Consider the following 20,778-nt stretch of genomic DNA (forward strand, 5'->3'; position numbering starts at 1 on the left):
CCGGGGTCGCCGGTTCAGAAGAGCTTGCGGGCCAGCTTCCACGCCTTGTCGGTGTACGGCGGGTAGATGAGCTTGCCCAGATCCGGCCGAGTGGGCTTGGTGAGCACCGACTTTCGGTGGCTGAACTCCTCGAAGCCGTAGCGGCCGTGGTAGGCGCCGGTGCCGGACGGACCGACACCGCCGAAAGGCAGCTTGGTGGTGGCGAAGTGGAAGATCAGGTGGTTGACCACCATGCCACCGGAGGACACCTCGCGGATCACCCGCTCACGGACGGCCTTGGCCTTGGTGAACAGATAAGCGGCCAGCGGCTTCGGTCGCGCGTTGACGAATTGGATTGCCTCGTCCAGGTTCTGGACGGTGACGATAGGCAGCACCGGCCCGAAGATCTCGTCGGTCATCAACGGTTCGGTCAGCGACGGGTCGACGACGACGGTCGCATCGAGGGTGAGGGCGTCCGGATTCGAGCCACCGCCGATGACGACCTCGCCCTCGGTTGCGGCCACCGCGGCGGCCAGCCGGTCGAAGTGTCGTCGGTTGACGATGCGCTTCCCACCGGTCGCCTGCGCTTCGAAGGTCTGCACGGCGGCCTTGATCTTGGTAACCAGTTCGTCGCGGATGGAGGCATCGGCGAGCACATAGTCCGGTGCGATGCAGATCTGGCCGGAGTTGATCAGCTTGGTCCATGCGATGCGCTGGGCCGCGACGTCGATATCGGCGTCCGCGGCGACGATCACCGGGCTCTTACCGCCGAGTTCGAGGGTCACCGGGGTGAGGTGGGCCGCGGCCGCCTGGTAGACCTTGCGACCGATCTCGGTGCCCCCGGTGAAGCAGATCTTGTCGAAACCCTGGTCGATCAGCTCCTGACTGACCATGCCGTCACCCTCGATGACCGCCACCGCATCCGGATCGAGGTAGCGCGGCACCAGCTCGGCCATCAACGCCGAGGACGCCGGGGCCAACTCCGAGGGCTTGAGCACGACGGTGTTGCCGGCGGCCAGCGCACCGACGGCCGGGCCCAGGGTGAGCGCGAACGGGAAGTTCCACGCGCCGATGACCAGCACTACGCCGTAGGGCTCGTACTCGACCCATCCCATACCGGGCAGCTGGGACAGTTCCAGCAACCGGTAGCGGCGCTTGGCCCACTTCCCGACGTTCTTGGCCGCATCGGCGGCCTCGGCGGCGGTGCTGGCGACATCGGCCAACCATGCCTCGAAGGGCTGCCTCCCGAGGTCTGTCTTCAGCGCCGCGGCGATGGCCGGTTCGTTGTCGACGACCAGGCGCTCCAGCGCGCGCAGCTGCGTGCGCCGCCACTCCAGGTCGCGGGTGCGGCCGGTGGCATAGGTGGCACGCAGTCGTGCGACGACCGCCGGGATGTCGGTGGCGAGGCCTGTCGTGGGCGCATCGGCATGGGTGGTCATGGGACCGTCCTTCCTGACCGGGAAACTCGATCCTAACCAGTTGGTTGGGCCCTCCGTAAGGGTCGATTCGGTCCCATACCGATCCGCGTCAGCGCCTCGTCGCGGTGACGAACTGCGAAAACGCGTCGTCTTCGGGGATGTCGGGGCCTTGCGGGAGTGCCCACCGATTCAGCCTGCGCATCTCGTCGGCGGACTTCACCGCGGCGCTGTCCCAGCCGTGTCCGGCCAGCCACGGCGCCAGATCGGCCCGATCGGGGTCGTTGTACATCAGCTCGCCCACGTCGACGCTGTCGGAGAGTCCGAACTTCTCCTTGATGCGGTCGAATCGTTCCTTCATCTGGGCCCGACGTTCCTCGGCCTGCATCGGCGCCGTCTCGGCGGCGATCCTGCTGCCGGGCGCGCTGAGCGCGGTGATCTGCTCGAAGAGCCGGTCCTGCGCGTCACCGGGCAGATACATCAGCAGCCCCTCGGCCAGCCACGCCGTCGGCACGGTGTCGTCGAAACCGGCGGAACGCAGTGCGGCCGGCCAGTCCTGGCGCAGATCTATCGCGACCTCGACGCGGGTCGCCGTCGGCTGGACACCATGCTCGGCGAGCACCTGTCGCTTGTACTCGAGAACCTTGGGCTGGTCGATCTCGAAGACCGTGGTGCCCGCGGGCCAAGAGAGCCGGAACGCGCGAGAGTCGAGCCCGGAGGCCAGGATGACCACCTGCCGCAGACCGGCCTCGGCGAAATAATCATCGAAGAACCGGGTGCGCACGGCCTGGTAGTTGCCCATATGCGCGAAGAGGACCGCCGCCTCGGGATCGATCTCCTCGGCGCGGGCGGCGAAATCCTCGTCGAGCATCATGCTCCACGGTCCGCCGCCGGCACCGTCGACGAGGATGCGCGCGTACGGGTCGGAAATCAGCGGGTCGGCTGCCGCCGTCTCGGCGGCCCGGGCAGCCGCCACCATGACGGCCGTGGTGCCGACGCTGGTGTCGATATCCCAGGTGTCGTCATGGGAGCGCAGTGAACTCATCACCCCATGCTAGGCGAAGGTTAGGTTGCCTATTCGACGATGTGTTGCGGGCAAACCCAGTTACCCGACCGGACGGAACAACTTGTTTGCCAGCAGCAGTTCCAACTGGGCGATCACCGCCTCGGACCTGTCATGGGTACCGACATATCCGGAGTAGAAACCCATGCCCCACATCACCGCGACGAGCATCTCGACGACCGTGTCGATATCGACATCGGCGGTTAGCTCACCGCTGTCGACCGCCGCACCGACCGCCCATTTCACGAATTCCCGCGAGCTGGCCAATGGGTCGTGGCCGTCCTGGCTGAGCTCCGGGTGCCGCTGCGCCTCCAGCACCGAGGTCACCAGGAACGCCGCGGCCGAGCGATCCTTGCTGTCGGCCTGCACCGCGATCGCGAAGAACTTCGACAATCGGCCCAGCAGCGTGGTCTCAGAACGGGCCCGTTCGATTCCGGTCTGCACCACGACGGCGTTGGTGTGCTCGACCACCTCGCGGTAGAGCACACGCTTGCTCGGGAAGTAGTGATTGATGGCGGGCCGCGTCAGATCAGACCGGACCGCGATCGCCTGGAATGTCGCTGCGTCGTAACCGAGTTCGCTGAAGACTTCGCGCGCGGCCTGCAGGATTCGCTCGCGGGTCTCGGCGGCTTTGGCCGCCGGCGGACGACCCGGACCCCTGCTGGCTGTATGCGGCACAGTCAAATTCTGCCACAGCCCGCAGGCCCCGCCATGCGGCGTTCGTTGCGCGATGACGCGGTCGTCGACGCACAGCAAACACTCAGCCGACCCGGTGTGGCATCAGCGCATCGGGCGGCAGGGAGCCGAATCGACCTGCGTTGAAATCGTCGAGCGCCTGCAGGACCTCGGCGCGGGTGTTCATCACGAACGGTCCGTACTGGACCACCGGTTCACGGATCGGTTGCCCGCCGAGCACCAGCGCCTCCAGCGCCGGGCGGTGGGCGTCCTGCCCTTCGTCCGCGGCGATGACGACGCGGTCACCGGGACCGAGGACTGCGAGCTGTCCCTGCTGGATGGGGTGACCGACCGGACCGACGGTGCCGCGCCCGGACAGCACGTAGACCAGTGCGTTGTAACCGCGGTTCCAGGGCAGGCTCAGGCGCGCGCCGGGTTCGATGGTGCTGTGCGTCAGCGTGATCGGCGTGTGGGTGCTGCCCGGCCCCTGGTGTCCGTCGACCTCACCGGCGATCACCCGGACCAGTGCGCCGCCGTCCTCGGAGGACAGCAACCCGACCGTGCCACCCTCGATCGACTGATAGCGCGGGGCGGCGAACTTGTCCTTGCGCGGCAGGTTCACCCACAACTGCACACCATGGAACAGCCCACCACTTTCAACCAGCTCGGCGGGCGGTGTCTCGATGTGCAGTATCCCCGAGCCTGCCGTCATCCACTGGGTGGCGCCATCGGTGATGAGACCGCCTCCGCCGTGGGAATCCTGGTGGGCGAAACGGCCGTCCAGCATGTAGGTGACCGTTTCGAAACCACGGTGGGGATGCCAATCGGTACCCCGCGGCTCGCCGGGTTGGTACTCGACCTCACCCATCTGATCCATATGCACGAACGGATCCAGATCGGCGGCGCTGACGCCGGCGAACGCACGGACCACGGGGAGGCCTTCGCCCTCGAAGCCGCGCGGGCCGGTCGTCAGCGACCGGACCGGCCGGTCGGTCTCGACGGGAGTGGGCCCCGCAATGCGGGCAAGGCTCATGGTGTCGGCGCTGATGGCAGGCATGTATCAGATAACCGGACCGCAGTCCGATACATTCCCGGCGGCGCGCTCAAGAACGATCATGGTTTGAGTTTTTACGGATGGGGCAATTCACCGGTCCGACAACACTTCTACGGATGGGAATCATCATGATCATCCTCGGCGTAATTCTGCTGATCATCGGCTATTTCACGAGTCTGTCGATTTTGTACACGATCGGAGCGATCCTCGTGGTCGTCGGCGTCGTGCTGTGGATCCTCGGCGCTGTCGGACGCCCGGTCGGTGGCCGAAAAGCCTGGTTCTAGCGGTACTTTTCACCAGCTCGCCGCGAGCCGCGCACATCGTGCGCGCTCGCGGCGAGCTGCTTCTCAGCCGAGGATCTCGAATGCCGCGGCCCGCGCATCGGCCGCACTCGCCGTGGACAGGACCGCTTCAGCAGCGGCCCGGCACTGCTCCAAGGTGACCCCGGACAGCGCGGCACCGACGCCCGGGACCGCGGTCGCCGCCGCCGACAACGACGTTATTCCCATGCCCACCAACACACAGGCCAGGATCGGGTCGGCCGCCGCCTCCCCGCACACGCCGACCGGCTTACCCGCCGCCGCACCGGCCCTGGCCGTCATGTCCACCAGCGCCAGCACCCCCGGCTGCCACGGGTCGGTCAGCGTGGCCAGTTCAGCCGACATCCGATCCGCGGCCATCGTGTACTGGGCCAGATCGTTGGTACCGATGGACAGGAAATCGACATGCTCGAGGATTCGGCCGGCCAACAGCGCGGCTGCCGGGATCTCGATCATGACACCGGGTATCAATCCCAACGAACGCGCCTGATCGGCAAAGGTTTTCGCCTCATCGGCGGTGGCGATCATGGGGGCCATCACCCAGGGATCGGCACCCGTGGCGGCGGCCGCAGCCGCGATCGATTCGAGCTGACGCGTCATCAAGCCCGGGTTACCGAAGGAGATTCGCACACCGCGCACCCCGAGCGCCGGGTTGGCCTCGTCGGGATGACCGGCGAACTTCAGTGGCTTGTCCGAACCGGCGTCGAGAGTGCGGATGACGACCTTGCGACCCTCGAACGCGCTCAGCACCTCCCCGTATATCCGGGCCTGCTCGTCCACCGAGGGCTCGGTATCGCGGTTGAGAAAGCACAATTCGGTGCGGAACAGCCCGACACCTTCGGCCGGGGTCTGCCGCGCGGCCTGCGCCGCGGCACCGTCCTGGACATTGGCCAGTACCGCGACGGGATGCCCGTCGGCCGTCGCGCCGGGGCCCTTCCACTGGGCAACCCGATCCGCCTCGGCGCGGGAGGTCTCGACGGCCCGCGCGGCCTCGGCGGCGTCCGGCGCCACCGTCACGGTGCCAAGGGCGCCGTCGACCATGACCGGCGCACCGACCGGCACGTCGTCGAGTCCGTCCACGGCAACCACACACGGAATCCCCAACTGCCGCGCGATGATCGCGGTGTGGCTGGTCGGCCCGCCGAGGGTGGTCGCCAACGCCACGACCAGCCGTGGGTCCAACCCGGCGGTGTCGGCGGGGGCGAGATCCTCGGCGCAGAGCACCGACGGGTGGTCCGGGATCGGGACGCCGGGTTCGGGAAGACCGGCGAGCTGGGCCAGCACCCGGTCCCGGATATCGCGCAGGTCGGTGACGCGTTCGGCCATCAGATCGCCCGCCTTTGACAGCGCTTCGGCGATCTTGGCGATGGCCGCACCGACCGCTTGCGGGGCCGGACTGCCCGCGTTGATCCGCTTCTCGGCATCGCCGAGCCAGGCACGGTCCTGGGCCAGCGCGGCGGTGGTCGCCAGCACTTCCGATGCCACACCGGTGGCGTGACCGGCCCGATCACGCAGCCTGGTGGCGACGGTCGCGGCGGCCTCCTTGAGGCGGCCGACCTCCGCGGGCCGATCCGCCTCGGCCAGCTCGGCCGCCGGCTGTTCGGTGACCTGCGGCCGGGCGCCGGGACGGATCACCGGCGCATAGGCGACACCCGCAACCACCGGGACACCGCGAAGGACCTTCGTGTCGGTCACTGTAGGGGAACTCATGTGATTCAGATTACAAGAAAGCATTGACAAGTCAACAGAAGCAAGCGTAAAACCACACATATCAACATTTCAACAGATCGAGCAACCCACGGACGGAGCCCGATGTACGCCGAGGAACGCCAGCAGGCCATCGCCGCCCTGGTGCTCCAGCGCGGCCGCGCCTCGGTCACCGAACTCGCCACCACCTACGACGTCACCACCGAAACCGTGCGTCGCGACCTCGCCGTCCTGCACAAGGCAGGCCTGCTGCGACGTGTGCACGGCGGCGCCGTCCCGGCCCGGGCACTGCACCTCGTCGAGCAGGACGTCGACGAACGCGAGACCACCCGAGCGCCGTACAAGGACGCCATCGCCGCAGCGGCCACCGAGTTCTTCCCCGTCGGCGGCGGCAGCGTGCTGCTGGATGCCGGCACGACCACCAGCCGCATCGCCGCGGCCATCCCGACCGATCGTGACCTGGTGGTGGTGACCAACTCGATTCCGGTCGCCGACCGATTGTCCACCGTGCCATCGGTGTCCCTGCAGGTGCTCGGCGGGCGGGTCCGCGGCCTCACCCAGGCCTGCGTCGGCGAGCAGGCCCTGCAGACGCTTGAACAAATGCGGGTCGACATCGCGTTCATCGGCACCAACGGCATCACCGCGCGGCACGGTCTGTCCACCCCGGACGCCGAGGAGGCCGCCATCAAGCGGGCCATGGTCAATTGCGCGAATTACGTTGTGGTCGCCTCTGATTCGTCCAAGATGGGCCGCGAGGCGCTGCACAGCTTCGCAGAATTGTCCAGCGTCGACGTCATCATCACCGATACCGAGATCAGCCCCGACACCCACGCCGAACTCAGCGGCTGCGGTATCGACATCATCTGCGCAGGAGCCACCGCATGATCGTCACCGTCACCCCGAACCCCAGTATCGACCGCACGGTCACGCTGCCGGGCACCCTCACCCGCGGCGCGGTACACCGCATCAGCTCGGTCACCGACGAGCCCGGCGGCAAGGGTGTCAACGTCGCCCGTGCGCTCGGTCTCGCCGGCCTGGACGCGGTGGCCGTGTTGCCTGCCGCGACAGACGATCCGATCCTGACCGCGCTACGGGCGGCGGCCGTCCCGTTCCGCGCCGTGGCCGTCCCCGCGCCGGTACGCACGAACATCGCCGTCACCGAGAATGACGGCACCACAACCAAACTCAATGCTCCCGGCGCAGCGTTGGATTCCGCGGCGCTCGAGGCGCTCACCCGGACGGTCATCGACGCCGCCCGCTCCGCCAGCTGGGTGGTGCTCTCGGGCTCGCTGCCGCCGGGGGTGCCCACGAGCTGGTACGCCGACGTGGTCGCCGAACTGGCCGGATCGGACTGTCGGGTGGCCGTCGACACCTCCGACGCCCCGCTCACCGCACTTGCCGATGCATTCGGAGTCGCCGCGCCCGACCTGATCAAACCCAACGCCGATGAGCTGGGCGGGCTGACCGGTACCTCCGGCCAGGAGCTCGAAGAGGCTGCGGCGCAGGGTGATCCGGGTCCGGTGGTGGCCGCGGCCCGGCAATTGGTCGACCGTGGCGCCCGCAGCGTGCTGGTGACCCTCGGTGCCGCCGGTGCGGTACTGGTGGATCCGTCGGGCAGCTGGCTGGCCGGCTCGCCGCCGATCACCCCACGCAGCACCGTCGGGGCCGGGGATTCGTCACTGGCCGGTTATGTGCGCGCCGAACAGGCCGGCGCCGACCCCGCCGAGCGGCTGCGGATGGCGGTCGCCTACGGAAGCGCCGCGGCCGCGCTGCCCGGTTCCGCCCTGCCCTCGCCCGACCAGCTCCATCTCGATGCCGTCCCCGTGCGGGCCATCTCCCCCGCACACACCGAATCCTGACTCCCACAGAAAGTTTGGTCATGTCCACTTCCGCTCCGGTCATCACGACCGACCTGGTGCTCCTCGACACCGACGCCGGGACCGACAAGGAGGCCGTCATCGGCCGACTCGCCGGCCTGCTCGCCGGTGCCGGCCGCACGTCCGACACCGACGGCCTGATCGGGGCGGCGCTGGCCCGTGAGGCCCAGTCGGCCACCGGCCTGCCCGGCGGCATCGCCATCCCACACTGCCGGTCCCCGTATGTCGACACCCCCACCATCGGTTTCGCCAGACTGTCACCCGCCGTGGACTTCGGCGCTCCGGACGGTCCCGCCGACCTGGTATTCCTCATCGCCGCACCGGAATCCGGCGGCTCCGATCACCTCAAGCTGCTTTCCAGCCTCGCCCGAGCACTCGTGCGCAAGGACTTCGTCGAACAACTGCGTGCCGCCTCCACCGCCGGTGAGCTCGTCGCACTGGTCGACGGCGTGGTGAACCCGGCGCCGGCCGCGACCGCACCTGCGGCCGCCTCCGCACCACCCGCGGCTCCGGCCGGGAAGAAGAGCATCGTCGCGATCACCGCGTGTCCCACCGGGATCGCGCACACCTACATGGCCGCGGACGCGCTCAAACTGGCCGCCGAACGCGCCGATGTGGACCTGGTCGTGGAGACCCAGGGCTCGTCGGGGAGCACGCCACTGCCGGCGGCGACGATCGCCGCGGCCGATGCGGTCATCTTCGCCACCGATGTCGGCGTGAAGGACCGCGGCCGGTTCGCCGGTAAGCCCGTCATCGCCTCCGGCGTCAAACGCGCCATCAACGAACCCGACGCCATGATCTCCGAAGCCGTTGCCGCATCGGGCAACCCGAAGGCCGCCCGCGTGGAGGGCAGCGGTCCGGCCGACGAGGCCACCGAGGGTTCGTCAAATGTCGGCTGGGGCACCCGGACCCGGCAGATCCTGCTCACCGGCGTCAGCTACATGATCCCGTTCGTGGCTGCCGGCGGTCTGCTGATCGCGCTGGGATTCCTGTTCGGTGGTTACGAGATCGCCGATGTCGCCAATGACATCGCACTGAACAACTCCTTGACCAACCTCCCCGACGGCGGATTGGCGCAGTACTTCGGGGCCATCCTGTTCAGCCTCGGCGGTCTGGCATTCGGCTTCCTGGTGCCCGCCCTGGCCGGCTACATATCGTTCGCCATCGCCGACCGGCCGGGTATCGCTCCCGGCTTCACCGCGGGTGCGCTCGCCGTGTTCGTCGGCGGCGGATTCATCGGCGGCATCGTCGGCGGCGTGATCGCCGGCTTCACCGCGCTGTGGATCAGCCGCATCGACGTCCCGCGCTGGCTGCGCGGCCTGATGCCGGTCGTCATCATCCCGCTGGTCGCCTCGCTGGTCGTCGGTCTGATCATGTTCCTGCTCATCGGCCGCCCGCTGGCGTTGATCAACACCGGGCTTACCGACTGGCTCAACGGATTGACCGGTACCTCGGCCATCCTGCTGGGCGTGATCCTCGGCCTTATGATGTGCTTCGACCTGGGTGGGCCGGTCAACAAGGCCGCCTACGCGTTCGCCACCGCCGGTCTGGCCGCCGCCACCACCGCTTCCTTCGAGGTGATGGCGACCGTGATGGCCGCAGGCATGGTGCCCCCGCTTGCCATGGCGCTGGCCACCACGGTCCGCCCGAGCCTGTTCAGCGAGCCGGAGAAGGAGAACGGTCGGGCCGCCTGGCTGCTGGGCGCCGCCTTCATCTCCGAGGGCGCCATCCCATTCGCCGCCGCCGACCCACTGCGCGTCATCCCCTCGATGATGTTCGGCGGTGCCATCACCGGGGCGCTGTGCATGGCCTTCGACGTCACGCTGCGTGCACCGCACGGCGGCATCTTCGTGTTCTTCGCGATCGGCAACCTGATCTGGTTCCTCGTGTCGCTGGCCGTGGGAACCATCGCGGCCGCCGCCGCGGTCGTCGCCGCCAAACAGTTCGTCAAGCCGCGGCAAGCCGTCGCCGCCTGAGACCGCAACACCCAACATCGGAATACAAGGAGAGAAACACATGCCCGAGAAGACCGTCACCGTCGGATCCGCCATCGGTCTGCACGCCCGGCCGGCCGCCATCATCGCCGAGGCCGTCACCAACTCCGGTGCCGAGGTCACCCTGTCGCTGGACGGCGGGGAGCCGGTCGACGCGGGTTCGGCGCTGATGATCATGACCCTTGGCGCAGGTAACGGAGCCCAGGTGACCGTCAGCTCCGAGGATTCGGCCGCCCTGGCCGCGATCGCCGAGCTGGTGGCCAAAGATCTGGACGCCTGAGCAGCACGCGAGAAAGCGGAACGTACCCCGTCTACACCCCCGTAAACTTGCTCTGGCGAAGGCCGACCTAGGCTGACGTGACACGATGCGTCGCCGAACGGCGGCCTTCGCTTTGCTGCGGGATGTGCCAGCACATCCGGCATCCGGGGACTGCAAAGGGGAGTGAACAGACCGTGCGACGCATCGGTGTGCTGCTGGCCACCCTGGCACTGGTGTTGCTGACAGCGCCGCCGGCTCTGCTCATCGTGACGGCACCGCCCGCCGGTGCCGTCGAGCCGCCGGTGATCGACGCCGGCGCCGTGCCCCCTGACGAGACCGGGCCGGACCAGCCGACCGAACAACGGCGGCAATGCTCGGCGCCGATCGTCTTCCCGAATTCGAACTTCACCGACAAGCCGTGGGCCAGCGACTACCTGCGGCTCGCCGATGCCCAGAAGTTCGCCACCGGGGCCGGGGTGACCGTCGCGGTGATCGACACCGGCGTCAACGGGTCTCCGCGGGTGCCCGCCGAACCCGGCGGCGATTTCGTCGACAAGGCCGGCAACGGGATGTCGGACTGCGATTCCCACGGCACCCTGACCGCGGCCATCATCGCCGGCCGCGGGGCCCCGACGGATGCGTTCATCGGCGTGGCACCCGATGCCCGCATCCTGTCGCTGCGCCAGACCTCGGACAACTTCCAGCCGGTGGGCGCGCGCCAGGATCCGAACAACCCCAACACCACTCAGACCGCCGGTTCGCTGCGCAGCCTCGCCCGCTCGATCGTGCATGCCGCCAACCTGGGCGCACAGGTGATCAACATCAGTGAGGCCGCCTGTTACAAGGCGACCCGACCGATCGACGAGGCCACCGTCGGGGCGGCGATCAATTTCGCGGTGAACATCAAGGGTGCCGTCGTGGTCGTCGCCGCCGGAAACACCGGACAGGACTGCACGCAGAATCCGCCGCCGGAAGCCGACGAACCCGACGACCCGCGCGGGTGGCGCCAGGTTCAGACCATCGTCTCGCCGGCCTGGTACTCGCCGCTGGTGCTGACCGTGGGTGGGATCGGGCAGACCGGCCAGCCGAGCACCTTCTCGATGTCGGGACCATGGGTGGACGCCGCCGCACCCGCCGAGAACATCACCGCCCTGGGCTACGACGGCAATCCCGTCAACGCCCTCGCCGGGGCCGACGGCCCCATCCCGATCGCCGGCACATCGTTCGCCGCGGCCTACGTGTCGGGCTTGGCCGCGTTGCTCAAGCAGCGCTTCCCCGAACTCACCGCAGCGCAGATCATGCACCGGATCACCGCGACCGCGCGCCACCCCGGCGGTGGTGTGGACAACTATGTCGGCGCCGGGGTCATCGACCCGGTCGCCGCGCTGACCTGGGACGTGCCGGAGGGACCGAAGGTCGCCCCATACCGCGTCAAGCAGTTGCCGCCGCCGGTGGTCATCGAGCCGCCGGACCGCGGCCCCATCACGATGGTGGTGCTGACCGGGGTCGGGCTGGCGCTGGTGCTCGGCATCGGTGCCCTGGCGCGGCGGGCGATGAGGCGTCGATGAAAGAGTTCCTCGGCCAGTTCGGGTTTCGGTTCACGACCGGGCATCTGCTGTGGGCTGCCACCCTGATCCCCGCTCTGATCGCGGTGTTCACGACGCTGGACCTGTTGTGGCTGGGGATCACGCTGAGCGTCCTGCTCGCCATCGCGACCACCCTGACCGTGCGAGGTCGGCGATTCACCGGGTGGATCGCCGCGCTGTTCGCCTGGCGGCGCAGGCTTTCCGTCCCGCCCCCGCCGCCATCAGCACCCGCCGTCGGGGCCACCGTGATGCCCGGTGACCACGTCGCCGTGCGTTGGCAGGACGGCTATCTGGTGGCCCTCATCGAGCTGGTGCCCCGCCCGTTCACCCCGACCGTGCTCGTCGACGGTGAGGCCTTCACCGACGATGTGGTGGACACCCGCCTGGTGCAGGACCTGCTGGCCGCGCACTGCCCCGAACTGGAGGCCGATGTGGTGGCGGCCGGCTACCGGGTCGGCAAGACCGCGCCGGCCAATCTGGTCGCGCTCTACGACCAGGTGGTGGGTCCTTACCCGGCGCCGGCCAACAGGCGTACCTGGATCGTGCTGCGCGCGGATCCGGAGACGACCCGGCGCCCCGCTCTGCGCCGCGACACCGGTGTCTCCGGACTGGCCCGCTACCTCGTCTCCTCCGCGACCCGGATCGCAGATCAGCTGGCCGGCAACGGAATCGATGCTCGATGCGCCCGCAGTTTCGATGATTTCGACCGCGCCACCGAGATCAGTTTCGAGCGTGAATCGTGGTCGTCGATCAAGGGCCGCAGCAGTTTCACGGTCGCCTACATGGCTCCCGGCGGGCCCGATGTCTGGTGGTCGGCTCGCGCCGACCACACCATCACCCGCGTCCGCCTGCGACCGGGCCAGGCCCCGACCACGACGGTGCTGCTGACGACGCTCGCCAATCCCACGACGCCCCGCGGTTTTTCCTGTCTGTTCGGCGGTCAGCGCGCCGCGCTGCTCGGTGAGAGCCCGGTGACCGACCGGCATTACGAACTGCCCATCGGCTCGGCCGGAGTGCTCATCGGGGAGACCGCGGACCGCTATCCGGTGTACATGCCGTTCGATGACGTCGACTCCAGCATCAACCTCGGCGATGCCCGGTTGTTCACCCAGTTCGTCATTCGCTCCGCGGCGGCCGGCGGCGTGGTGACCCTGGGACCCCAGTTCGGCGAGTTCGCCGGCTTCGTCAACGGCCGAGTCGGGCAGGTGGCCAAGGTGGCGTGGCCGAACGCGACGACCTATCTGGGCACACACCCCGGGGTTGGCCGGGTTGTGCTGCGCAGCAACTACATCGACACTCCGCGCCACAGTCAGCTGCCGATCCGGCTGATCAACCCGCGCGAGGAGAGTCGCTACCAGATGGCTTTGGAGACCGTGTGATGATCGGGGGGCGATAGTCATGGGTGACGGCGTTCGGGTCATACCCGATTCGTTGGACATGTTGGCCAAACTGCGCGATGAGGCCGAGTGGTCCCCGGTCGAGGCCAATATCGCCCCACCCGACGGCCTGCCGAACTCGGCGACCGCCGTCGAGAACCTCAACAAGAACGCCGCCGCGTTGATCGAGTGCCAGAAGATCGCCGAAGAGCAGAACACCGTCCTCAACCAGATGCTGCGCGACACGGCAACGGCGTACCGGGAGGTGGACCGTGCATACGCCGATGCCATGGACAGTGACGCCCGCGCAGGCGCCGTCGACCGGATCACCGTCAAACAACCCTCGGGCTCCAATCCTCAGCTGCCCGAGCTGGGCGCCTTCGCCTTGGCCTCCCCGGGAGGTTACAAGGACGTCGAGGCTGCCGAGATGGCGCTGCAGCAGGGCGATCACGGCGTCTCGCTCAAAGCCGCCGCTGCGGAGTTCACCGCGGCCGCCAATGCCGCGCGGCGCAATGACACCGGTGGATTCGCGGGCGGGTGGGAAGGTGACGCGGCCGATGCCGCAATAGCCAAGATCAACGAGTATGCGCAATGGGTCACCGATCTCGCCGAGGCGTGGGACAAGTTGGCCAATGAGGCGCAGGTACTTCTTTCCGCTCATTCCGCGACGCGCGCGAACCACACCCCGATCTACACGCAGTACAAAGCGCTCGAGGCACAGCTCGCAAGCCTCGTGGGACAACCAGGCCAAGGCTCGGCCATGACGCAGATCCAGCAGGAGATGGCCGCTCTGCAGGAACGCTCGGACGATCTGCGCCAGGACTACGCCGCCGTCTCCAATCTGCCTCCCGTGCAAACTTCGCCGCCGCCCCGCATCCCCATCGCCGACCCGGGAGCAACCGGACCGCACGTACCCGGGAGCAACGGGACCGGGGGCACCGGTGGCGGTGGAGGAGCGCCCGGAGGCGGCCAGCCCGCGGTATCACCGGCCTCGATGTCGCCGCAGAACGGTCAACCCTCCGGCTCGCCGCAGGCGGGATCACCGTCCTCGGGCCAGGGTTCAGGCTCCGGCGGTGGCGCACCGTCCGGTGGCGGCGCCCCGTCCGGCGGTGGGAAGCCCGGCGGTGGTGGTGCACCGTCCGGCGGTCTTCCCGGTGGAGGTCTTCCCGATGGCGGCCTGCCCGATACGGGCATGCCCGATCTCGACGACCCCGGCGTATCGCCGGCCGGCCTCGGCGGCGGCGGTTCCGGAGGGGGATCCGGCGGTGGCGGTGGCGGTGTCCCGTCGATGCCGTTGCAGCCCAGCGTCGGCGCCGAGACGGTGGCCCCCGGGCCCGCCGCCGGCGGTGCCCGAGCAGGCGGCAGCGGTGGTGCGATACCGGCGTCGGCCATGGGCGGCGGCATGGGTATGGGCGGCGGTATGGGCGGTATGGGCCACGGCGGTGGCGGTCAGCAGGGGCAGCAGAAGCGTCGCGACTCGCGTTTCGCACCCGATGAGGAGCTCTACACCGAGGACCGGCCCTACACCGAACCGGTGATCGGTCAGCGGCGGCGTAAAGACGTGCAGGACAAGGAGTCCAAGTGAGCGAGCAGATGCATCCGGAGGTGGCGGCCGTACTGCGACAGGCCGGCCGGTTGCAGGAGCTGATGGACGCTCAATTGCACAAGATGGACAGCGAATCCTTCACCGCCACGGACGAATCCGAGACCGTGGAGGTCACGCTGAACGGCCACCACCGACTGGTCGACGTGTACCTGGCCGATGGACTGCTGCGGCTGGGTTCACACACGATCGAGGAACGTCTCAACGAGGCGCTACGCAACGCGACCGAGGTGGCCTCCGAGTCGGTCGCCGCCGATCGCGACCGGCTCAACGACGCCGTCGCAGAGATCACCGGGACCTAGAAGCGCAGGTTCCGCAGCAGGTCGTACACCCCGGCGATCCACAGCAGCAGCGGGATCACCGCCGCGATCGAGGCACCGTCGAGCAGTTCCAGGATCCGCTTGGTGACCGGCGAGAGCCGGTTGACGTTGTCGGTGGCGCCCACCATGATCAGCGCGACCATGGCCAGCAGCAGATAGATTCCCAGCACCAGCCAGGACTGGTCGGGGAACCACAGGCAGAGCCGGACCGTGACGCCGGTGGGCACGGCCACGGTGACGGCCATCAGCGCCCACGCGCACCAGCGCTCGGCATAGAGCCGTGACCGGAAGCCGCAGATGACCGTCACCAAGACGGCGACGATCAGACTGTGCAGGAAGAAATGTCCCTGCACGACAACGGCGATGGCGCCGGTGGCCAGCACCGTCGCGCCGGCGGTCAAGAACCCGATGAGCAACTGCTTGGACAGCTCGCTGCGCTCGGTCAGGCGGGCAGCCGAGTCGGGCACCGAGGCGATGATCGCCTGCCAGGTCGGCGTCTCCTCGTCCGCCCCATCGGGTCGCATCACCGGATCGAGCAGCTCGTCATTGGCCACCGCCTCGCCAGGAGCGGGAATGGGCGGCAGTGCGATCCGGGCAACGGCCACCGTCAGTTTGGCGGCATTGGTGACCACGATCAGGCCGAATGCGATGGCACCGGCGGGAACCCATTCCTGCCCGCCGTACCCGAATGCGATGGCGCCCGCGGTGATCGCCACCGAGAGCACCGCGACGAAGGCGGCGACGCTGGCGCGTCTGCGTGGACCGCCACGGGTGGCCAGTGTGTAGAGCAGGGCCACCGCGGCGGCACCGGCGACCTGGGGTGCGCCCAGCCCATCTGCCTCCCGAGGCAGCGGCACCGCCAGCGCCGCCGCTCCGGCGAGCACCGGAAGCGCGGCCACCACCAGGCTTTCGGACAGGTTCACGTTCTCGTATCGCGAGCGGGCGATCATGGCGCCGCCCACCAGCGCGAGGCCCAGCAGCGCCAGCGCGATGGACCACCACCAGTCCATGCCCGATTGCGTCCACGCCACCAGTGCGACCACTGTCGCGATCGTGGACACGACCGGAATGGCCAGTCCGACGAACCGGTTGAGTGCGGTGCGGTCGAACTCAGGGGACTCGTCGAGCACCGCGATGGCGTCGATCACGTCCTCGACCAGCGGGCGGTACCGTTCGGTGCGGCTCACCGACACCAGCGTCAGCAGTGCGCCGTCGACGACACCGGCCTCGTCGAGTGATTCCGAGGCCTTGATCGGCGGCGCACCGGGACGGGCGAACGCCCAGACGCCCTGGGCCTTGAAATCGAAGCCCGCCAGCACATCCGGCGGCGAATCGTCGAGCAGGTCGGCGAGCACCGACACCGTCTCGTCGATGTAGGTCTCGATGGGCGCCGAGGCGGGCAGGACCAGGTCGGTCATCCGCCGGCCGGTGAGGATGGTGACCCGGGTGGTGGCGGGTCTGCCCGGCGTGACCGATGCCGTCCCTGTCGCCCCCGACGGCGCCGCTGTCGCGGTCAACGCCGTTCGAGCCGGTCGAAGTCGTCGGACAGCCCCGCGGCCAACTCCAGGATTCGGCGCTGGAACGTCTTACCGAGCAAGTCCAGCTGGATCTCCGTGCCCGCGGCGATGTGCTTGTCCCACGGCAACACGACCACCCGGCCCGGCGCAACGTGCCGCTCGAACTGCTGAACCAGATCCTCGACGTCGATATTCGTCTTGCCCGGTGTCACGTGGTTGATCACGACGCAGGACCGACCGAGGAGATCCTGGTACCCGTTCTGGCGCAACCAGTCCATGGTCACCGCAGCCTGCCGTGCACCGTCGATCGAGGCACTGGCCACGATGACCATGCCCGAGACGGTGGCCAACACGCCACGCGAGGCCGGTTGGAACAACCCCGCGCCGCAGTCGGCCAACACCAGGTTGTAGTAGCGGGATACGACGCTGACGGCGCCCTTCCAGTCGTCTTCGTTGAACTCGCGCCGGGCCGCGCTGTACTCCTCGGAGGACAGCACCTCCAGATTGGCGCTGTTCATGCTGGTGTATGCCCGGATGTCGTTGTAGCGGGACAATTCCTTGTCCGACAACAGGTCTGCGATGGTTGCCGCGGACTGTCGACCGGCGCGATCGGCCAGGTTGCCGCAATCCGGGTCCGCGTCGATGGCCAGGATCCGGTCGCCGCGAACTCGGCTCAACGCCGAGCCGAGTGCCACGGTGACGGCCGTCTTGCCGACGCCGCCCTTGAGCCCGAACACCCCGATCTGATAGGAGTCCCTGGCATTTCGGCGCACCCGTGCCTGCAGCTCCATCTCGTAGAGCTCGTCAGGAGACGGGCCCATATTGATCCGCGTCAGCAAGTAGAGCCAGTGTCGCCAGCCGCGCTGCGACGGCATCTTGACCGCGGTGCGAACCCCGACGTGTGACAGCGCGTCGATGGCCCGATGATTGCCCATGCTGGCCGCCGATGTCGGGGCGGGCTGCCCGGTGGGCGCCGGTGCGCTGGACGGAGTCCAACCCGTCTCCATCGTGTCGTTGTAGTGCGTGCTCGGCGCGGGCGCCGGCGCTGGCGCCGAGCGCGGCGGTGGCGGCGCGAAGGTCTGCTGTTCGAATCGGGCGCCGGCGGGCTGGGCGGTCTGCGGGGTCCGCATCATGCCGTTCTGGACGTGCTGCGGCCCGGTGACCGGAATCTGACTGGTCACCTCTGAGGCACTGGGCGGCGGGGCCACCGAGGCCGGCGGCGCCGCGGCCGCCTGGGTGGGCGCGATCGGCATCGGCGGTGGAGTGTGCTCGCCGGCGTAACCCGCGCTGCCCGCCGCTGAGGCGTTCACCGGCATCGGGGACGCACCCTCACGGCGTGCCGCGGCATCCTCGTCGGCAGCGTCGGACGCGCCGGAAGAATGGAACAGCCGGTCATAGTCTGCCGACATAAGCACCTCTCAAAGTCGTGCCTCTGAAAACACGTTGGAAAACACGTTGAAAAAAACACACGGAGTGGGCGGATGCCCAAAGGCTAATCCGCCCACCCCTTGGTGCGCTTGGACTAGGCGAACATCCCGGTGACGCCATGCTCGATCTGCTGCATGTGCTGTCCCGACTCGCTGATCGTCTGCGCGAGATTCTGCAGCGCGGCGTTCAGTTCCGCGGAGGTGCTGTCCCACCGCATCTGCACGGCCTGGTAAGCCTCCGAACCCGAGCCACCCCACACCGAGGCGAGCGAGGCGAGCGAGGCCTTGCCCTCGTCGAGCAGACCCTGGGTGACGCCGACGGCGCCGTTGATCTCGCCGGCGGAACCTTCGATACCGCCGAACTGCCAAACCTGTTGCGACATGTGTTATCTCCTTTGGAAGTTGGTAGAGGTCAGAGGTTCATGGCCGACGACAGCGTGCCGGCCTGATCCTCGTCCGCGGTGGTGTACTGCATGCCCGAAGTCTGGATGTTCTGGGAGATGTCGTTCAGCTCCTGAACCTGTCGCGCGGCGGCCTCGTGGAAGCGCAGCAGCGCGGCCTGTGCCGCGGTGCCTGCCTGACCGACCATCTGGGCCGCGAGCGCACCACCGGTGGCCTCGACCTGCGAGATAACACCCTTGAGCTCGCCGGAGATGCTCTCGAAGTGGGCCGCCTCCTTGGCGAGGACAGCGGCATCTGTATTCATCTGTGCCATGCTCGGTACTCTTTCTGTTTTCCAGTGTCCTCACCACTGATGGCGAGTCTTCCAGCCCCCTCGGCCGGGAAGTCTTGTGTCGGTAGACGGTTCACCAGTCGTCGTCCTCGTCCTCGTCCTCACCCAGGTCATGAGCGAGGGCGGACGGCGCCGCCAGGCCTTGCCGATTCGTACCGCGTTTCGCTCCCTGCCCCATGCCCCCCATGGGTCCACCACCGGCGCCGTTGCCGACCGGGGCCAACCCCGAACCGGCGCCACCGGCTGCCGCACCGACCGGGGCCGCCGCCCCTGCCGGCTGTCCGAGCAGCCCGCTCATCAGCGGTGTACTGGCCAGCGTGCCGCCGGCGCCAGGCAACGACGCCGCGCGCACCAGTCCGGCGCCCGCTCCGGCCCCGGTCCCGCCTGCCAACGGATGATTGGAGAACGGGCTGGCACCCATCAGCCCGAACTGCGCACCCTTGTTCAGACCGCCACCGAGCTGGCCGAACATCGAACTGACCTGCTGCATCGGTGCGAGGATCTGCTGCATCGGCTGGGTGACCGTCTGCATCATCTGCTGCGGAGCCTGCGCAAGCATCGAGCCCACCTGCGAGGCGACCTGCATCCCCATCTGCGCACCCTGCTGTGCACCCTGCATCAACTGCTCGGGCTCGCCCTGGGCCTGCTGCGCGGTGTTCTCGCCCTTGCGCGCCTGGGTCTGCGCCGACACCATCGCCGCGTTGCTGTTCGCCGCGGCACGGCCGACATGCAGCGCCGCGGATTCGATACTGGCCTGCGCCGCCACCTGAGCGAACGCCAGCTCGCGCATCGCCGACCCCGGCAGGGTGGCGGCGATCTTTCCCGAGGCGAACCCCAGGGCTGCCTCACCGACACCGGGCATCACGATCGGCTTCAGCGGTGGGATCGGCTCGAACATGATGTTCGCGGCCGTCTCCGCCTGGTAACCATGCATCGCGACGGCCGCCTGCGTCCACATCCGCACGAAGTAGTCGAACTCGTTGACCCCGATCGGCACGGTGTTCACACCGAGGAAGTTGGTGGACTCCAGCACCGCATGCGTCACGTGGTTCGCCTCGATCTCGACCAACGGCGGAGTCACCGCCATGGCCAACAGATACGAGTTCGCCTGGGCGATCGCCTGCATGGCCCGTTTCTGGGCCTGCAGGGCAGCGGTGTGCAACCAGACGATCATGGGCGTGGTCGCCTGGATCGCCTGCTCACTGGCCCCGCCCTGCCAGGAACCCGCCAGCGAGGCGAGGCTGGCCGAGAGCTCCTCGGCCTGCGTCTCCAACGCAATCGCCAAGGCCTCCCAGGCGGCAGCAGCCTGATACATGGGCATCGCACCGGCACCGGCCATCAACCGGCCGGTGTTCACCTCCGGTGGCAGTGCCCCGTACACAAACGGCACAGGCGGAATTGAGGCAACCATTTGCTGGACTCAGTCTCGATAGCGGGTTATTCGCTCGTCCCGGTCAGGACAGCGTCGCGGCGGCCTCGGCGTCGGCGGTCGTATAGATACCGGTGGCCTCGAGGTACGCGGCTCCGGCACGCGCCAGCTCCTGCTGGGCGTACGCATTCAGCGCCGCCATCTGTGCGCCTTCACTGGCGAACGCCAGGACTGCCTGCACAGATACCTCTTCCGCACCGGCCGGCAACAGCGCCGACGCCTCCGCGGTGGCTGCGGTTCCCGTGGCCAAACCCCGGGATCCGTTCGCAATCACCTGGTTCCCGACACCGAGAACAGCGGGATTGTGTGCCATCGGTTGCATTTGCGTGCCTCCTCACATCGTCGGAAAAGCCTGGATGCAAAAACTGAGAAGGGAGACAGAAATAGTGCTCTGTTTCATAAGAATCGTTCCCCCGACCCCGTTTGCTGCCTAGCCACCGTCAA

The 20,778-nt window shown here is 68.3% G+C and carries 20 protein-coding genes; 9 read left to right on the top strand and 11 right to left on the bottom strand.

Translation table 11 applies throughout. From position 1 onward, the window contains the following. Positions 1 to 14 precede the first annotated feature (14 nt). From FBY28_RS13620 to FBY28_RS13635, 4 genes are all read right to left on the bottom strand, one after another. Entirely contained in the window at positions 15 to 1,418 is a 1,404-nt protein-coding gene (locus FBY28_RS13620; RefSeq protein WP_141867567.1) for an aldehyde dehydrogenase family protein, read from the bottom strand. Between the two features lie 88 nt (positions 1,419 to 1,506). Continuing rightward, entirely contained in the window at positions 1,507 to 2,439 is a 933-nt protein-coding gene (locus tag FBY28_RS13625) for a class I SAM-dependent methyltransferase (RefSeq protein WP_141867572.1), read from the bottom strand. Between the two features lie 60 nt (positions 2,440 to 2,499). Next, the gene (locus tag FBY28_RS13630) at positions 2,500 to 3,135 is read right to left on the bottom strand and encodes a TetR/AcrR family transcriptional regulator (protein WP_141867574.1); all 636 of its coding nucleotides are present in this window, start codon (positions 3,133 to 3,135) and stop codon (positions 2,500 to 2,502) included. Positions 3,136 to 3,217: 82 nt separating this feature from the next. Next, on the bottom strand, positions 3,218 to 4,189 hold the full coding sequence (locus FBY28_RS13635) for a pirin family protein (protein ID WP_141867576.1): 972 nt from the start codon (positions 4,187 to 4,189) through the stop codon (positions 3,218 to 3,220). 113 nt (positions 4,190 to 4,302) lie between these two features. Here FBY28_RS13635 and FBY28_RS13640 point away from each other — a divergent pair, with 113 nt between their 5' ends. After that, complete coding sequence (locus FBY28_RS13640) at positions 4,303 to 4,470, top strand: DUF6131 family protein (protein WP_019510572.1); 168 nt, start codon at positions 4,303 to 4,305, stop codon at positions 4,468 to 4,470. Positions 4,471 to 4,533: 63 nt separating this feature from the next. Here FBY28_RS13640 and FBY28_RS13645 read toward each other — a convergent pair whose 3' ends face one another. Then, a complete protein-coding gene (locus FBY28_RS13645; RefSeq protein WP_216847674.1) occupies positions 4,534 to 6,216 on the bottom strand; it encodes a phosphoenolpyruvate--protein phosphotransferase in 1,683 nt (560 codons plus the stop codon). Positions 6,217 to 6,318: 102 nt separating this feature from the next. On the opposite strand from FBY28_RS13645, the gene FBY28_RS13650 reads away from it, so the two are divergent. From FBY28_RS13650 to FBY28_RS13685, 8 genes are all read left to right on the top strand, one after another. Further along, positions 6,319 to 7,098 (top strand): DeoR/GlpR family DNA-binding transcription regulator, encoded by a 780-nt coding sequence (locus FBY28_RS13650; protein WP_141867580.1) that lies wholly within the window; start codon positions 6,319 to 6,321, stop codon positions 7,096 to 7,098. Next, positions 7,095 to 8,072, top strand: a complete 978-nt coding sequence (pfkB, locus tag FBY28_RS13655; protein ID WP_141867582.1) for a 1-phosphofructokinase — start codon at positions 7,095 to 7,097, stop codon at positions 8,070 to 8,072. The genes FBY28_RS13650 and pfkB overlap by 4 nt, the downstream gene beginning before the upstream one ends. 20 nt (positions 8,073 to 8,092) lie before the next feature. Beyond that, positions 8,093 to 10,066, top strand: coding sequence for a PTS fructose transporter subunit IIABC (locus FBY28_RS13660; RefSeq protein WP_174241624.1), 1,974 nt, complete (start codon positions 8,093 to 8,095; stop codon positions 10,064 to 10,066). A gap of 40 nt (positions 10,067 to 10,106) precedes the next feature. Continuing rightward, on the top strand, positions 10,107 to 10,364 hold the full coding sequence (locus tag FBY28_RS13665; protein ID WP_141867586.1) for an HPr family phosphocarrier protein: 258 nt from the start codon (positions 10,107 to 10,109) through the stop codon (positions 10,362 to 10,364). Between the two features lie 173 nt (positions 10,365 to 10,537). Beyond that, positions 10,538 to 11,911: a type VII secretion-associated serine protease mycosin gene (mycP, locus tag FBY28_RS13670; RefSeq protein ID WP_141867588.1), complete on the top strand. Its 1,374-nt coding sequence runs from the start codon at positions 10,538 to 10,540 to the stop codon at positions 11,909 to 11,911. Next, a complete protein-coding gene (eccE, locus tag FBY28_RS13675; protein ID WP_141867590.1) occupies positions 11,908 to 13,308 on the top strand; it encodes a type VII secretion protein EccE in 1,401 nt (466 codons plus the stop codon). Before mycP ends, eccE begins: the two co-directional genes overlap by 4 nt. A 19-nt stretch (positions 13,309 to 13,327) precedes the next feature. Next, complete coding sequence (locus FBY28_RS13680) at positions 13,328 to 14,890, top strand: PPE domain-containing protein (RefSeq protein ID WP_141867592.1); 1,563 nt, start codon at positions 13,328 to 13,330, stop codon at positions 14,888 to 14,890. Further along, the gene (locus FBY28_RS13685; protein ID WP_141867594.1) at positions 14,887 to 15,210 is read left to right on the top strand and encodes a YbaB/EbfC family nucleoid-associated protein; all 324 of its coding nucleotides are present in this window, start codon (positions 14,887 to 14,889) and stop codon (positions 15,208 to 15,210) included. Before FBY28_RS13680 ends, FBY28_RS13685 begins: the two co-directional genes overlap by 4 nt. Here FBY28_RS13685 and eccD read toward each other — a convergent pair. From eccD to FBY28_RS13715, 6 genes are all read right to left on the bottom strand, one after another. After that, on the bottom strand, positions 15,207 to 16,745 hold the full coding sequence (gene eccD / locus FBY28_RS13690) for a type VII secretion integral membrane protein EccD (protein ID WP_141867596.1): 1,539 nt from the start codon (positions 16,743 to 16,745) through the stop codon (positions 15,207 to 15,209). The genes FBY28_RS13685 and eccD overlap by 4 nt on opposite strands. Continuing rightward, positions 16,742 to 18,154 (bottom strand): MinD/ParA family ATP-binding protein, encoded by a 1,413-nt coding sequence (locus FBY28_RS13695; protein ID WP_141867598.1) that lies wholly within the window; start codon positions 18,152 to 18,154, stop codon positions 16,742 to 16,744. The genes eccD and FBY28_RS13695 overlap by 4 nt, the downstream gene beginning before the upstream one ends. 113 nt (positions 18,155 to 18,267) lie before the next feature. Next, entirely contained in the window at positions 18,268 to 18,555 is a 288-nt protein-coding gene (locus tag FBY28_RS13700; RefSeq protein WP_019512278.1) for a WXG100 family type VII secretion target, read from the bottom strand. A 29-nt stretch (positions 18,556 to 18,584) separates the two neighbouring features. Then, entirely contained in the window at positions 18,585 to 18,887 is a 303-nt protein-coding gene (locus FBY28_RS13705) for a WXG100 family type VII secretion target (RefSeq protein WP_019512279.1), read from the bottom strand. A 91-nt stretch (positions 18,888 to 18,978) separates the two neighbouring features. Then, entirely contained in the window at positions 18,979 to 20,295 is a 1,317-nt protein-coding gene (locus tag FBY28_RS13710) for a PPE family protein (RefSeq protein ID WP_216847676.1), read from the bottom strand. 64 nt (positions 20,296 to 20,359) lie between these two features. After that, complete coding sequence (locus FBY28_RS13715) at positions 20,360 to 20,656, bottom strand: PE domain-containing protein (RefSeq protein ID WP_141867600.1); 297 nt, start codon at positions 20,654 to 20,656, stop codon at positions 20,360 to 20,362. Positions 20,657 to 20,778 lie beyond the last annotated feature (122 nt).

Source organism: Arthrobacter sp. SLBN-53, from assembly GCF_006715585.1.
Lineage (GTDB): Bacteria > Actinomycetota > Actinomycetes > Mycobacteriales > Mycobacteriaceae > Mycobacterium > Mycobacterium neoaurum_A.

Bases quoted from the DNA above. Each gene is read 5' to 3' on its own strand.
- FBY28_RS13620 (WP_141867567.1), bottom strand. From the start codon at position 1,418: ATGACCACCCATGCCGATGCGCCCACGACAGGCCTCGCCACCGACATC.
- FBY28_RS13625 (WP_141867572.1), bottom strand. From the start codon at position 2,439: ATGAGTTCACTGCGCTCCCATGACGACACCTGGGATATCGACACCAGC.
- FBY28_RS13635 (WP_141867576.1), bottom strand. From the start codon at position 4,189: ATGCCTGCCATCAGCGCCGACACCATGAGCCTTGCCCGCATTGCGGGG.
- FBY28_RS13640 (WP_019510572.1), top strand. From the start codon at position 4,303: ATGGGAATCATCATGATCATCCTCGGCGTAATTCTGCTGATCATCGGC.
- FBY28_RS13645 (WP_216847674.1), bottom strand. From the start codon at position 6,216: ATGAGTTCCCCTACAGTGACCGACACGAAGGTCCTTCGCGGTGTCCCG.
- FBY28_RS13650 (WP_141867580.1), top strand. From the start codon at position 6,319: ATGTACGCCGAGGAACGCCAGCAGGCCATCGCCGCCCTGGTGCTCCAG.
- pfkB (WP_141867582.1), top strand. From the start codon at position 7,095: ATGATCGTCACCGTCACCCCGAACCCCAGTATCGACCGCACGGTCACG.
- FBY28_RS13660 (WP_174241624.1), top strand. From the start codon at position 8,093: ATGTCCACTTCCGCTCCGGTCATCACGACCGACCTGGTGCTCCTCGAC.
- FBY28_RS13665 (WP_141867586.1), top strand. From the start codon at position 10,107: ATGCCCGAGAAGACCGTCACCGTCGGATCCGCCATCGGTCTGCACGCC.
- eccE (WP_141867590.1), top strand. From the start codon at position 11,908: ATGAAAGAGTTCCTCGGCCAGTTCGGGTTTCGGTTCACGACCGGGCAT.
- FBY28_RS13680 (WP_141867592.1), top strand. From the start codon at position 13,328: ATGGGTGACGGCGTTCGGGTCATACCCGATTCGTTGGACATGTTGGCC.
- FBY28_RS13695 (WP_141867598.1), bottom strand. From the start codon at position 18,154: ATGTCGGCAGACTATGACCGGCTGTTCCATTCTTCCGGCGCGTCCGAC.
- FBY28_RS13700 (WP_019512278.1), bottom strand. From the start codon at position 18,555: ATGTCGCAACAGGTTTGGCAGTTCGGCGGTATCGAAGGTTCCGCCGGC.
- FBY28_RS13705 (WP_019512279.1), bottom strand. From the start codon at position 18,887: ATGGCACAGATGAATACAGATGCCGCTGTCCTCGCCAAGGAGGCGGCC.
- FBY28_RS13715 (WP_141867600.1), bottom strand. From the start codon at position 20,656: ATGCAACCGATGGCACACAATCCCGCTGTTCTCGGTGTCGGGAACCAG.